Origin of the sequence: Vibrio sp. D420a (assembly GCF_030248625.1) — a bacterium.
Classification (GTDB): Bacteria; Pseudomonadota; Gammaproteobacteria; order Enterobacterales; family Vibrionaceae; genus Vibrio; species Vibrio fortis_A.
The window spans coordinates 223,209-237,498 of record NZ_JAHGAN010000023.1 but is presented as its reverse complement, the minus strand read 5'-3'; the positions used below and the strand labels follow the sequence as shown (position 1 = coordinate 237,498).

Genomic DNA, 14,290 nt, shown 5'->3' with positions numbered 1-14,290 from the left:
CTGGTTGCCTTGTCGTTTTTGGTGAACTATGTCTAACCCATCTCCGTTGTCTCTCAAAGACAAACCTTTCCTTTCGCAAGTATGGTCGCTAGCACATCCATACTGGCGTAGCGACGAGAAGCGTATTGCTTGGTTGTTGTTAGGGCTTGTAGTCGGATTGAATTATCTGATCGTTGAAGTCGCAGTGCTTTACAGCAACTGGAACCGCGACTTTTTCAATTTAATGCAGAATGAGGAGTGGAATAACTTCTGGAATATGCTCGGTCAGTTCGTATTGATCATGGTGGTTTACACCGTGGTTGATCTTGCGGAAGAGTACTTGAGAAGAACATTGAGAATCCGTTGGCGTCGTTGGCTTACCCATACTTTTCTGCAGAAGTGGTTGGGTGGTAAGCGCCTATATCGTCATCAATTGAGTTATCCAGATAGCGATAACCCAGACCAGCGTATCTCACAGGATGTTAAAGATTTCTGTGACAAAACACTGTCGATGGGCTTAGGTCTACTGCGCACTATCACAAGCTTGTTCTCATTTGTTGTGATTCTATGGAACCTGTCTGGCAGCCTTACTTTTGAGTTTGCAGGCAGTGAATGGGTAATTCCGGGTTACATGGTATGGGTGGCCATCGTGTACTCAATCATCGGTACATGGCTGACGCACAAAATTGCAAAACGCTTAGTGCCATTGAACTTTGAACAGGAGAAAAGTGAAGCAGATTTTCGTTTCCACTTGATGCGAGTTCGTGAACATGCGGAATCTATTGCGCTACAACGCGGTGAATCAGCAGAGAACCATCGAACACAAAACCTATTCGGCAAGGTATGGGATAACTGGCAGCAACTCACTGGCATGAAGCTAAAATACGGAGCGTTTACCAGTGGCTACAATGAAGTTGCTCGTATCTTCCCATACTTGGTGGCGTCTCCACGGCTAATGAGTGGTGCGTTGCAGCTTGGTGACATGATGCAAACTGCGACCGGTTTCTACCGTGTTCAAGAGGCCTTCAGTTGGTTCGTTGATTCCTATGAGTCACTTGCTGATTGGCGTGCGGTGACTGACCGTTTGATCACGTTCCACACACAACTAGAGGCATTGCCTACCGCGAATGCTATGCCACGTTCGAGTCAACCAGAGTGGCGTGACCTCAATCTGTATTCACCACAACAGCAACCACTGCTATCTGAACAGAGTGGGGCGATCTCACAGAGTATCACCATCAAAGGTGTCTCGGGCGGCGGTAAGAGTACGTTCATTCGTTCGTTGGCGGGTTTGTGGCCATACCAAAATGGCGAAGTGAGCATGCCAGATGATAGCGAGTGTATGTTTATTCCTCAGAAGCCGTACTTGCCTAATGCAAGCTTACGCGAGATTTTACTGTATCCAAACGGCGAATCGACGTCTGATTTGGAGTTAGTGGATGCCTTAACTCTCGCTGGTATTCGTAAATTCAGTGAGCAGCTCGATCTAAATAGTAACTGGCAACAGAGTGTGTCAGGCGGTGAGTTACAAAAAATCATGCTGGCTCGCAGTTTGGTTCAAAAACCGCAATGGCTGTTCTTAGATGAAGCAATGTCTGCTCTTGATCCTGAGAGCTATCGTTCGATCAGAGAGATCATGGCGCAGCAACTTCCAGATACACATGTTGTTGAGGTTTCTCATCGCGAAACACACGAAGAAGAACAAAACCAGATCACCTTATGTACTCAAACACAGTCATTTAAATATTCATGAAAATTAACAAGATACTGATCTTGGCAAGTGCCGCACTTTTGGGTGCTTGTCAGGTAACAACTCCAACAAACAGTGAAGATACGTCTTTAGACTTAGCGCAGACATTAAGCTTCGATAGCAGTGTCGAAGTCGGCAAGCTCGAGAATGGTCTTAGCTACTATATTGCTGAAAATACCAACCCAGAATCGCGAGTTTACGTTCGTTTGGTCGTTAATGCAGGTTCAATGAACGAGGACGACGACCAAAGAGGTGTTGCTCACATCGTTGAGCACATGGCTTTTAATGGTACCAAGCACTATCCGGGGAACGACGTGATTAAGGTGCTCGAAGAGGCGGGTATGAAGTTTGGTGTGGATATCAATGCATTCACCGACTTTGAAAATACCGTGTATACCTTGAACCTACCGAGTAATGATCCTGAGACACTTGAGTTAGTTATGGGCATTCTTTCCGATTGGGCGAGTAATGTGACTATGCTGAAGGGCGACCTTGATGCTGAGCGTGGTATCGTGCTTGAAGAGTGGCGTGCTCGCTTAGGACCAATGTTGCGCTTGGGTGATAAGAAAAGTGCCATCGAAATGGCGGGCTCACGCTATGTCACTCGAGACCCTATTGGTGACCCGCATACGATTCAAAATGTATCCAAATATCGTGTCGCGGATTTCTACAACAGATGGTATCGCCCAGATAACATGTCAGTCGTGGTGGTCGGCGACGTTCAAACAGAACAGGTTAAACAGCTGATTACCCAGAAAATGGGAGATGCAAATGCGTCTGGATCTGAACTTGAGAAGATCGATTACAGCATTCCTCTCTTGGATGGCTGGCGCAGCGAAGTGGTCTCTGAAGAGGGTTATTCATCACCTTCGGTTGAAGTGAGCTTTTTCTCTACATTTGAACCGGACCTGAGTTACGCACGTTATCAGCAAGATCTCGCGCATCAAATTGCAACACGATTACTTAATGTACGCTTGCAGCGTTGGGAGCAAGATGAAGATAACGTGGTTAACGCCGCGAACTTCTACTCATCAAATGTCGGCAGAGAAACAACACAGGCTGTGTTTTCTCTACAGTTAGTCGAGGGTGAGTACCAACAAGCAACACAAGGGCTGTTCCAGTTTGTCTCTCAGTTGGCGCAACAAGGTTTTTCGGAGGCCGAAGTTAATGGAGAGATTAGCCGTTTACAAGGTGTCATCAAGAGAGGCCAAGACAAGAAGAACTACAGTATTGATCTTGCGGGAGATTTGATGGTTGCTGCGGCAAGTGGTCAGATTCTGGTAAGTAAAGATCAAGCTTATGAGCTGAATAAGTACTTTCTGGACCGTATTACATTGCAGCAGGTGAACGAGGCATTTCTCGATATCATTGAGCCTAAATCTCGCTTGGTTCTGCTCACTCAACCTACCGATAAGCGTAAGCCAAAACTTGCATCTGAATGGGTGGAGAGTGAGTGGCAAATGAGTATGCGTACTAAGCAGCAGCCTTGGGTCGTCGATGACAGCAACGCTGTACTACCTGTGGTTGATCCAAAACCGGGGACGCTCAAGCAAGAGAAAAAATGGGCAGAGCACCGAATTACGGAATACCGATTGAGTAATGGCAGCAAACTTGTTTACCGCTATAGCGATAGCAACCCGGGCCAAGTGCATTTTAAGGCGCTGACGGAAGGTGGACTTCGCTCTATTCCTCAGAGTGATTATCAAGCATTGAGAACCGCTGTAAGCCTCGTCGATGATACCGGTGTTGGTGAGGTGTCTCAGGCTGATATCCAGACCATCTTTCGAGGCAACCCAGTAGTGATGTCGACATTGGTTGGCGATTATCAACAGGGTTTTTCAGGTTGGGCAAAAACTGACAGCTTTGAAAAAATGCTCAAGCTGTTTCATTTGAAACTGGCGTCGAGTCCGGTATCAGAGAAATCCTTGAAAGAGTATCAAGTTGAGATGGAGCAGCGCTTAAATGGCAGCCAGTTCGATGGTGCAGATCGCTTTGTGCGAAAAGTCTCTGAACTACGCTTCCCAGGTATTCCAACCGTATATAGCGATAATGGCGAACAAGCTCCAAGCTACACCACGGAGAAGCTAAGCGACGTTTATCAAACGTACATCGCGGGTAAAACCGACTACACCTATTTTGTTGTCGGGGATATCTCTGCCAATGAGCTTGAGCAACTCGCTGCCCGCTACTTGTCGTCAATCGAAGTGAAAGAGCCAAAACGCACTTTCTACGATGTGAAAGCTTTTTCTCCAATGATTCGTTACAGCACAGCCGATTCGAAAGAGCCGAGAGCAGAGGTCGAGATCTATTTAACTCAATACTCTCAATGGCGACCAGATAACGCATATTACTTGGAGTTAAGCGGTGAGTTAGTTCAAGAGCAACTGCGACTTAAGCTTCGTGAGCAAGCATCAGGCGTTTATGGCGTCGCGAGCTGGTTCTGGCAAGACGTACACAGCCCACAAGCCGAAGGCCGAATTCTGTTTACCTGTGCGCCAGAGCGTGTTGACGAGCTGATTTCTCTGACGCACTCAGTGTTGAGCTCCGTGGCAAAACAAGGAGCGGATGAACAGATACTGGAGAACAAGTTGGTGCAACGCGATGACCAAATTGATCGCTACTTGCGGTCTGATTTGGGGATGCTGAACGCAATGGAACAGTCTTACTTACTAACGGATAGCCCGCGTTTGATTCAGTCCCAGCGTCGTGCAAATAGCGAAGGTAATAAAGCGAAAGTGGATGCAATCATGCGCCAGTTCTTGAGCGAAGCGGAGCGTTTTGAAGCTGTGTTACTTCCAGAATTATCGGCGAAAACCAAGTAATTTAGTCATTGTTTAGCCGCGTACTGAGTAGTGTTTTGTCTTAATGAATGACAGGCTAAGGCGAACGAAAAGGCGTGGCCTAATTATTGGGAAAAGAGATGAAAAAACACTTAATTGTAGGCTTACTATTACTGTTTGCTTTTAAAGCGAGTGCTGGTTTGGAACTTACAGACACTTATCAAGACTGGGAGCATTACGAGTCGAAAAGTTTCGATACTGGTGAAGCGGTTATCCTTGGCGTGTCGAGTGTGAAAAGTGATGGTAATGTCGATACGGTTGCCCTGCGATGCACCACTGAAGGCGTCAATTTACTGTTCTTTAATGGCTTGTTGAGAGAGGAATTGGGTTATCCAGCGAAAACTGTGCTGGATGATGGAACTCGCTTTACCATGGATGTTTGGATTAAAGGCAAGACTCACTGGGCAACTGTTCCTCTGACTCAGCTTGAATCGTTCTACAGCGCTAAGTCATTGCAGGTCGAGCTTCAAGGTGATGGTTCAAAAGTAGAACTTGCAACGGTATCTCTGAAAGGTTTTAAAACCATGTATCAGACGTTACTGCCGAGCTGCAAGTAGGTTTGATTACCTAGATAATAGAGATAAGCATACCAATGCGTTTGGTATGCTTATTAACTTTTCTCAGTATCTAGCTCTAAGCTTCTAGTTTTGAGAAAGCTGCAGGATAAGCGTTGCTTTTAAGCCTCCCATCGAGCTTTTTTCTAAATTGAGTTGCCCGCGATAGCTATGGGCCATCTCGTTTACGATATTGAGTCCTAAACCTGTGCCCGGCGTTGTTTCGTCAAGGCGCACGCCACGTTTAACCGCTTGGCTCATTTTCTCTTCCGGGATACCCGGTCCATCATCCTCAATAATTAGCTCAATTCGGCCTTTGCTCAGCTCGTTGGAGTGAACTCGGATAATGCTGGCAGCCCATTTATAGCTATTTTCCAGTAGGTTACCAACCATCTCATCAAGATCGGTTTTCTCTACGGCGACCTCAATCTCTGAATCCAGCTCATTGATCATGGTGACTTCATTGGCAGCATAGACTTTATCAAAGGCCATCGAGATAGCTTCTACGCGCTCACAAGGCGATGACTTCACCGATAAGATGTTCATTGCACCCGCCATACGAGCACGGCCTAGGTGATAATCAATCTGGCTCTGAATCTGGTCAATCGGCTGCTGCAGTAGGTGTTGGTTCTCTTTAGGTAGTGAGTTCACTTCATTTTTGAGTACTGATAGTGGCGTTTTTAAGGCGTGAGATAGGTTGCCAGCATGGTGTCGAGCGCGCTCCAACAACTCTTGATAGTGGAAGAGTAGGGCGTTCAAGTCAGAGACTAGTGGGGAAACCTCTTTTGGATAGCTATCGCTGAGACCTTGCTGCTCCCCTTTACGTAGCATCGCCAGTTCGCGCTGCATTTTGTTAAGAGGAAGGAGCGACCAGCTAACTTGAATACCAATCAAAAGCAGAACGCCAACAAACAACAAGCCCAAGATAATCCACACTTGGCCAGTAAGGTCATGGAGGGTAGATTCAAGTGGGTCTTCATCAACACCTATGGTTATAGTGACAGGGTCACTTAGCTCGGGTAGGTAGATGAGTTGCTCGATATAAATCAGTTGTTCTTTGTCCGGGCCTTTAATCGAGGTATGGATAGGAGAGCGCTTGATATCCATATCTTTATCCCACAGTGAACGTGAACGAATCACTTGTCCTTGGCTTTCTGCTCGCCAATAGACGCCACTATATGGTTGATTAAACCTTGGGTCCGACAATCGCTCCAACATCATCAGCATGCCCGCATCGTTGGTTTCGATGTTGGCCGTGAGTTCGTCCATAGTTAGGCTGAGCTGCTGTTTAAGATCATCAACCAAATAGTCGTTAACCAGTTTTGGAATACCAATACCAGCGGCAAGAATCATGGCACCTAACCAAAAAGCCGCAGCGAGGAGCAAGCGGCTTTTTAGACTGATCTTTTTGAGGGATTTTTTATTTAGATTCATCGCTATTTTGGCTCACTTTTATCTAGGGTCAAAGTGAGCCACCCACAGAGAGAAGGGAGATTAGTCAGCGTTAAGCTGATAGCCTAAACCGCGCACAGTCTTAATGATCTTAGGTGCGATCTTCTTGCGAATGCGGCCAATGAATACCTCGACGGTATTAGAATCGCGGTCGAAGTCTTGCTTATATATGTGCTCAACCAACTCAGTACGTGAGATAACCTTGTCCTTGTTATGCATGAAGTAGGCAACCACTTTGTACTCAAGCGCTGTTAAGCTTACCGCTTGGCCTTGCCAAAGCACTTTCGAACTACGAGTATCCAGGCTTAAGTCACCGATTTGTTGGATTGGCGATGCAGAACCAGAGGCTCGGCGAAGTTGGGCACGAATACGAGCGATCAATTCAACCATCTCAAAGGGTTTAGTGAGGTAGTCGTCGGCACCTGCATTCAAGCCTTCTACACGCTGAGTTAAGGTATCGCGCGCACTAAGAATGATCACTGGCGTGTTGATATTCTCATCTCGAATACCTTTCAATACCGTTAACCCGTCGAGCTTTGGCAAGCCAAGGTCTAGAACAATCGCATCCCACTCTTCTGAAGTTGCGCGATAAAGTGCATCAATACCGTCTTGTGACAGTTCAGGAACCCAGTCGGCTCCTTCGAGAGTTTCAATAATCTGTTCGCCTAAACGCGGTTCATCTTCAACGACGAGAATTTTCATGATTGGCTCTTTTTGCTTATTGTTATTCGATATTAGGTGTTGTTATTCGTTATTGTTTGTTGTCGGTCGTTATTCGCAGCGGGAAATATTTTTATTGTGGCTATTTATTCGCTGTCAGTTTTGATCGCATCTTTAAAGTTTCGACCTTTGATCATCAACATCTCTAACGTCTCAGCGTTGTATTCGACCTTGATGATGTTGTTGTTGTAGTTGATCTTTAGCTCGTAGACCCAGATGTCATCGTCTTCTTCAAGTTCAACCTTGATGATGCGACCGTGCAGGTCATTTTCTACTGCAGCGTACATCTCAGAAAACGGGCGAATGTAGCCTTCTCTAACCGCTTCATAAACTTCATCTTGGTCTTCTTCGAACTCGATGCGAGTTCCTTCCTTGTGAACGTCTTGAACGAGGTCGTGCCCATTAGGGTGTGAGTCCGCCCATGCAGAGCCGGAAACCACTAAGCCAAGGTTCAAAGACATCAAAGAAATCATTGCTTTACTAAACATAGCGAATCCTAGGTAATGTTGATAGTAAGTAGTATAAAAAAGTGAAGATGAACAGAAAGTGAATCGCACCCACAATGAGACTTTAGCAGCCTTTGTTATGGGTTTAGTGACACAAGAGCGGTGAACTAGGGTTAACGCTCCTGAAGCTCATCATCAAATATCTTGTCACGCATCTTCCAGAAACGACCTACCTTACGTGCAATAACGAATTGTGGTGGCCTGAATCTATGTTGGTGAGCGACCACTTTGCTTGGAGATGCTTCCTCGAAAGGGCGGTGTCTGTCGGCCAAATGAGGGCGAACAAATTGGTCTTTAAAGGTTTGCTTTTGCTTCTTGGTAGTTAACGACCAAAACTCATGAACCTGAGCTCGGTTTTCACCTCGATACGTCACTTTAAGCTGAGATTTACCTTTATCGTCTTTAAAGACGTTGAGGTCCATCTCTAGGCACTCAAATACAAGTGCATCTTTAAGGTTCAGTGCATCTTTTAGTTTTTTGTCTGGGTCAACTAGGGTCGCATCACACTCGTGGCAAATTCGCGCGGCGATATCGTTGTCGGCGCCACATTCACCACAATACTTGGCTCGGAATCGGTAGCCACAATGCTCACGCTCGCCAGTATCTTCATCGGTGAAATAACCTTGGCATTTACGACCAAAATGTTCTAGCAAGAAACCATTACTATCGAGCTTGCCCCAGAAGTTGTTATTGAAACCGCAAGCAGGGCAGGGAATGGTGATGATTTCGCTGTCAGAGTCTGGTTTTGGATCGCCAACCTCTGGCTGATAAAGATCGTAGCTATTACCTGCGTAGTCCAATACCAGACACTCTTCTTTGCCCGGAGACAGACGAAGACCACGACCGACGATTTGTTGATAAAGACTAATCGACTCAGTAGGACGCAGAATCGCAATCAGATCCACGTGTGGGGCATCGAAGCCAGTGGTCAGTACGGATACGTTTACTAGGTACTTGGTTTTGCGCTGCTTAAAGTCATTGATGATCTGATCACGCTCTAAGGTTGGGGTATCACCAATCACAATTGCCGCTTCACCCTCTGGCAGTAAACCAAGAATCTCTTGAGCGTGGCGCACAGTGGCGGCAAACACCATGATGCCTTGCTTGTCTTTCGCTAGGTGAATGATTTGCTCAACGATTTGTGGTGTTGCGCGTTTTGATTGTTCGATCACCATATCTAGTTCGGCCTCTTTGTAGCGGCCTGTGTTGGCAGGCTTTAACTGTGAGAAGTCGTAACTTAGTACCGGTGCATCAATCATGCGGGCAGGGGTTAAGAAGCCTTCGTCGAGAAGATAACGAATAGGTAATTCAAAGATACAGTCGCGGAAGAATCTTGGCTCTTCAGAACGCACTTGGCCGCGAGTATGGTATTGGTAGATCCAACCCATACCCAATCGATATGGTGTTGCTGTTAGGCCAAGTACTTTAATGCCTGGGTTATTTTCACGTAGGTGAGCAATCACTTTCTGATAGCTACTATTTTTCTCATCAGGTACTCGGTGACACTCGTCAATAACTAAGAGTGAGAACTGATTGGAAAAGGCATCAAGGTTACGCACTACCGACTGTACAGAGGCAAACACCACTTGCTGGTCGGTCTCTTTTCGACCCAAACCTGCCGAGAAAATCGACCCTTTCAAACCATAGCCTTCGTACTTCTCGTGGTTTTGTTCAACCAGTTCTTTTACGTGCGCCATGACAAGAACTCGCCCTTTTGCTAGCCGCGCTAATTCGGCAATGACCAAGCTTTTACCTGCGCCAGTTGGTAGCACCAAAACGGCGGGCGTTTGGTGTTTGCGAAAGTAATGGATAACAGATTTTACGGAGTCGGCTTGATATGGGCGGAGTGTATACATACTGCGTCTTGTAAAGTGGCAAAAATAGTGTGAAATCGCTCAACTAATTGAGCAAAGGTGACTATAATACCTGACTTAGATTAGTTGAGGTATTCATGCGTTTAGATAAATTTCTATGTGACTCATTAGGCGTCACTCGAAAAGAAGCAACACAGATTTTAAAATCAAAAACAGTGACAGTGAACGACGTTATGCAAAAGAGCGGTGCCACTAAGGTTACCGAAGAGTGCGTTGTTGAATGGCAAGGCAATGAACTGCGTGTTCAAGGCCCTCGTTACATCATGGTTTACAAGCCTGAAGGTTTTGTTTGCTCGCATGAAGACAGCTCTAATCGCACGGTTTTCGACCTGCTTGATGAGATCAAGATGGACAAGCTTCACTTTGCTGGCCGTCTAGATGTGGATACCACAGGTCTAGTGCTTGTGACGGATGATGGTCAATGGTCTCACCGTATCACTTCACCAAAACACAAGTGTGAAAAAATGTATCGCGTTTGGCTGGTGGATCCAGTTGAAGACGATTACGTAGAGAAATTCAAAGAGGGCATCCAGCTAAAAAGCGAAGATGGTCTTACTCTTCCTGCACACCTTGAAGTGCGTGCCGAGCGTGAAGTGCTTCTTACTATCCATGAAGGCAAGTACCATCAAGTTAAGCGTATGTTCGCTGCACTAGGTAACAAAGTAGAAGCGCTACACCGCGAACGTATTGGTGAAATTGAGATGGATGAATCTTTGGAGCTAGGTGAATACCGTTACCTGACTCAAGAAGAGATCGACTCTATCTGGAAGTAATATTCCTCTCTGTTTAGTGCCGACCAAGGACAGCGTCGGCTATTCATTTTGACTGGTACTAGGAAAGTCTCAGCCAATATTCTGTCTGCGTGTAAGCGCAGCTCTTAGTACTTAGTCGGAGATTTATGCAAACCCAAACTGCCCCCAGTTCCCAACCTGAAACACCCCAGCTAGGTTTAATGCTGTTTTTGATTCTTGGTGCAATTGGTGCGTTGACGCCACTTGCCATTGACATGTACCTGCCTGCGATGCCAACGATCGCCAAAGACCTTGGTGTGACTGCCGGTGAAGTTCAAATTACGCTTACGGCTTACACCGCTGGTTTTGCACTGGGACAGCTGCTTCATGGTCCATTGGCAGATAGCTATGGTCGTAAACCCGTTCTACTGATTGGTGTGGTTCTGTTTGCGATTGCGTCGATGGTTAGTGCAACAACGCATGGCATTGAAGCGCTGACTTATGTTCGTACCGCGCAAGGTTTTGCAGGCGCAGCGGCAGCAGTAATTATTCAAGCTGTTGTGCGAGACATGTTTGATCGCGAAGATTTCGCAAGAACCATGTCGTTCGTTACTTTGGTAATGACAGTTGCGCCGCTGGTGGCACCAATGATTGGTGGTTACTTGGCGCTGTGGTTTGGCTGGCGTTCGATTTTCTGGGTATTGGCAATTTTCGCTGTAATTGTGATTCTAGCAGTATCGTTTAAGATCCCTGAGACATTGCCAGTTGAGAAGCGTCAACCGTTGCGTTTTAAAACGACGATGCGTAACTACTTCCGCTTATGCAAAAACAAAACAGCAATGGGACTCATCTTCTCGGGTGCGTTTTCGTTTTCAGGTATGTTCGCGTTCTTAACGGCAGGCTCTTTTGTTTACATTGATATCTACGGCGTACGTCCAGACCTGTTCGGTTACCTGTTCGGCTTAAACATTGTTGCCATGATTCTGATGACCAGCATTAATGGTCGTATGGTGAAAAAGGTAGGCTCTCATACTATGTTGAGAGTGGGACTGGCGATTCAACTGCTCGCGGGGGTTGGCTTGTTCATCGGCTGGACTTTAGACCTGGGTTTGTGGGGAATTGTGCCGTTTGTGATGTTATTCATTGGTACTCTATCCACCATCGGCAGTAATACCATGGGTTTACTGCTTAGCGGTTACCCAAATATGGCAGGCACGGCTTCGTCGCTCGCGGGTACATTACGTTTTGGTACAGGCTCTGTAGTGGGTGCAATTGTTGCGTTCCTACCGAGTGACAGTGCTGGCTCTATGGTCATTGTGATGGCACTGTGTGCCGTACTTTCAGCGCTACTTTATTGGACATTAGGAAAGAAGGCATAATGTCAAAATACTATATTGAAATTCAAAATCTGGTTAACACAGCACTCGATGAGTTAACGGCTCTACACAAATCTGGCAAAGCGGTAGACGCGCCGATTGCTAATAACCTTTACTTGGTGCGCTGGGTTACTAAGGCTATTAAATCGCAAGCTTATGACCGCTGTGTCGCTGCGGATCTGATTCGCTGGCAGAAGCAGGGGCGTTCTAAGGGTAATAACTCGGATCTAACATTTACGTTCCGTCGAATCTCGGCGTTTTATGCTCAATTCTTCCCACAGGGTGAAGAGCCAAAGCCGCTTAAAGACAGTGACGTTGAAGCCTTCATGGACAAGATGTACGACATGGGTTGGAGCGTTTCAAGCGAAGACGAACTGACCACAGGTGGCAAAATTCAATTTTTCACTGATGGCGAGCACTCATTCGCACTTTGTGGCAAGCAGTGTGACGACTCGTTTGATGGCGAGTTGATGGTGAAACCGATGAACTGGTTTGTTCGTGGTAACCACGCTGAGTTTGTTCAAGCTGCTATGGAGTCCGGCTTTATGCTTCATAAAGTGACCGACTATAAATCAGCAGTGAAATATCACGGCGAATACATAGTTTACCCAGCTAACCAAGGTAACCAACTGGCTGAGATCCCAATTAGCTTTGTTGCTGAGTAGTAGATACGAGATGAGAGATACGAAGAGCGGAATTATCCGCTCTTTTTTATTTAGTCACTCGAACCCCGAATCTGCTTTTAAGTCTTTTCGCATCTTGCCACTCGAATCTCGTATCCGCTTTTGAGTCTTCTCGCATCCCGCCACTCGAATCTCGTATCCGCTTTTGAGTCTTCTCGCATCTCGCCACTCGAACCTCGAATCTGCTTTTAAGTCTTTTCGCATCTCTCGACTCGAATCTCGTATCCGCTCTTAGTCTTTTCGCATCTCGCCACCCGAATCCCTTATCTGCTCCTTCGCCTGCTTCTCTATCGCCTTCACCATACCCTTAAATATAAATAGGTGTGCTGGCATCATGGCAAACCAATACAGTAATCCCAGAAAGCCTTTAGGATGCCACCAAGCGGTAATATTGAGTTCGCTTTGATTGTTTGTTTGGTCATTATCGGCAAGGTCGGAAACTGTTATCTCGAGGCGACCAAGGCCGGGGCCTTTCATACCGAATAGCAGTGATAGGAACTGATTCTCTTCACAGCGAATCACTTTCCATGAATCGATATGATCGCCAACTTTGAGCGTTGGGCCTTCTGGTTCTTGCCTTTTGGGCACTCCACCACCGAAGAAAAGATCCAGCCATTCACGGGTCCGCCATAGAGCATTAGCAAAGAAATACCCTTGTTTTGGGCTACCTATCTGTTGAGCCACCTGCCAGAGTTCTTCTTTGGAAACGGTAGATTGGATGGTAGCCCCAGTCTGTTTAGGGTAGTAACCGTAGCCGGCTTGCCAGCGCTTGAATGCGGCCTTGTCGAAGCCCCAAACGTTACTCTTAACGAATTCACCTTCTGCTCGAATCGCTTGTTCAACCATGGTTTGGAATGAAATCAGTCGTTGTGGATAACGCTCCTGAATTGCAGTGGAGTTAGCAATAAAGTCATGCTTTAAGCCCGCAAGGAGGGCGCGTCCTATATTCGAAGGTACAGACGTCACGACACCAAGCCAGTATGAGGCAATAGTTGGAGTTAACAAAGATGTCGCCAATAACCTTAGGGGTCTATCTGCGGTTTTAGCGATGTGAGCAAATTGATTGCGGTAACTGACAATATCTGGGCCGCCCACTTCAAAGGTTTGGTGAGCTTCTGGATTTTCCTCGGCAAGCTTTAACAAATAATAGTTAAGGTTCTTTAAGGCAATTGGGTTGGCTTTGGAGTCGACCCATTTTGGCGCGATCATTATTGGCAGGTTATAAACAAAGTCGCGCATTATCTCAAAGGCTGCGGAGCCTGGGCCAATGATCACGCCAGCTTGCAGTTCAGTGATAGGAACTGGGCCAGATCTTAACAGATCGCCAGTTTTCTTCCGTGCTTGAAGGTGATCCGAATCTGCCGTTTGTGGTTGCAGTGAGCTTAGGTAGATCACATGTTGATTGCGAGGGCCAAGCGCATTGACAAAGTTTCTTGCCAACGTGAGCTCGTAATCAATAAAGTCATGTCCCTCTGCCATACCGTGCACGAGGAAGAAAATGAGGTCAAACTGAGGTACTAGCTTTTTAGTCGCCTTAGCATCAGCAAGATCTAAGTACTCTAGTGAGAGGTTTGGATGAGAGTCGGTTCGAGCTTGCAAATAGTCAATATGACGAGCGGCTGCCGTTACCTGATAACCTTGATTGAGGAGTTGGGGCAATAGCTGAGAGCCAACATAACCAGAAGCGCCTAACACCAGTACTTTCTTCATAAAGACTCCATTCGTTGATATGAAGTAGGGACGTCACTAGTTGTTAATTTACCAGTGTCATATGCAAAAAAGCCAATAGTATCTTGCTATTGGCTTAATTGTGTCTCAGATTGTT

Annotated in this window: 11 protein-coding genes; 6 read left to right on the top strand and 5 right to left on the bottom strand. The window is 46.4% G+C overall.

The annotated features are described in order from the left end of the window. Positions 1-28: 28 nt before the first annotated feature. The 3 genes from KI743_RS15995 to KI743_RS15985 all read left to right on the top strand — a co-directional run bounded on the left by KI743_RS15995 (position 29) and on the right by KI743_RS15985 (position 5,126). Positions 29-1,732, top strand: coding sequence for an ABC transporter ATP-binding protein/permease (locus tag KI743_RS15995; protein WP_285467254.1), 1,704 nt, complete (start codon positions 29-31; stop codon positions 1,730-1,732). Continuing rightward, positions 1,729-4,551: a M16 family metallopeptidase gene (locus KI743_RS15990; protein ID WP_285467253.1), complete on the top strand. Its 2,823-nt coding sequence runs from the start codon at positions 1,729-1,731 to the stop codon at positions 4,549-4,551. Before KI743_RS15995 ends, KI743_RS15990 begins: the two co-directional genes overlap by 4 nt. Positions 4,552-4,649: 98 nt before the next feature. Continuing rightward, positions 4,650-5,126, top strand: coding sequence for a hypothetical protein (locus KI743_RS15985; protein ID WP_285467252.1), 477 nt, complete (start codon positions 4,650-4,652; stop codon positions 5,124-5,126). Positions 5,127-5,210: 84 nt separating this feature from the next. On the opposite strand, the gene KI743_RS15980 is transcribed toward KI743_RS15985, so the two are convergent. The 4 genes from KI743_RS15980 to KI743_RS15965 form a co-directional block, all read right to left on the bottom strand. Further along, a complete protein-coding gene (locus tag KI743_RS15980) occupies positions 5,211-6,557 on the bottom strand; it encodes an ATP-binding protein (RefSeq protein ID WP_285467251.1) in 1,347 nt (448 codons plus the stop codon). 60 nt (positions 6,558-6,617) lie between these two features. Beyond that, positions 6,618-7,277 carry a response regulator transcription factor gene (locus tag KI743_RS15975; protein ID WP_032552202.1) on the bottom strand — a complete coding sequence of 220 codons (660 nt, stop codon included), beginning with the start codon at positions 7,275-7,277 and terminating at the stop codon, positions 6,618-6,620. 104 nt (positions 7,278-7,381) lie between these two features. Then, the gene (locus KI743_RS15970) at positions 7,382-7,783 is read right to left on the bottom strand and encodes a PepSY domain-containing protein (RefSeq protein ID WP_285467250.1); all 402 of its coding nucleotides are present in this window, start codon (positions 7,781-7,783) and stop codon (positions 7,382-7,384) included. A 131-nt stretch (positions 7,784-7,914) separates the two neighbouring features. After that, positions 7,915-9,657, bottom strand: coding sequence for a DEAD/DEAH box helicase (locus tag KI743_RS15965; protein WP_285467249.1), 1,743 nt, complete (start codon positions 9,655-9,657; stop codon positions 7,915-7,917). A 95-nt stretch (positions 9,658-9,752) separates the two neighbouring features. Here KI743_RS15965 and rsuA point away from each other — a divergent pair, with 95 nt between their 5' ends. The 3 genes from rsuA (at position 9,753) to KI743_RS15950 (ending at position 12,447) form a co-directional block, all read left to right on the top strand. Beyond that, entirely contained in the window at positions 9,753-10,448 is a 696-nt protein-coding gene (gene rsuA, locus KI743_RS15960) for a 16S rRNA pseudouridine(516) synthase RsuA (protein WP_032552205.1), read from the top strand. A gap of 125 nt (positions 10,449-10,573) precedes the next feature. Next, positions 10,574-11,785: a Bcr/CflA family multidrug efflux MFS transporter gene (locus tag KI743_RS15955; protein WP_285467248.1), complete on the top strand. Its 1,212-nt coding sequence runs from the start codon at positions 10,574-10,576 to the stop codon at positions 11,783-11,785. Next, entirely contained in the window at positions 11,785-12,447 is a 663-nt protein-coding gene (locus KI743_RS15950; RefSeq protein WP_285467247.1) for a DUF2913 family protein, read from the top strand. The genes KI743_RS15955 and KI743_RS15950 overlap by 1 nt, the downstream gene beginning before the upstream one ends. A 249-nt stretch (positions 12,448-12,696) precedes the next feature. Here KI743_RS15950 and KI743_RS15945 read toward each other — a convergent pair whose 3' ends face one another. Beyond that, positions 12,697-14,175, bottom strand: coding sequence for a DUF2867 domain-containing protein (locus tag KI743_RS15945; RefSeq protein WP_285467246.1), 1,479 nt, complete (start codon positions 14,173-14,175; stop codon positions 12,697-12,699). Between the last annotated feature and the right edge of the window lie 115 nt (positions 14,176-14,290).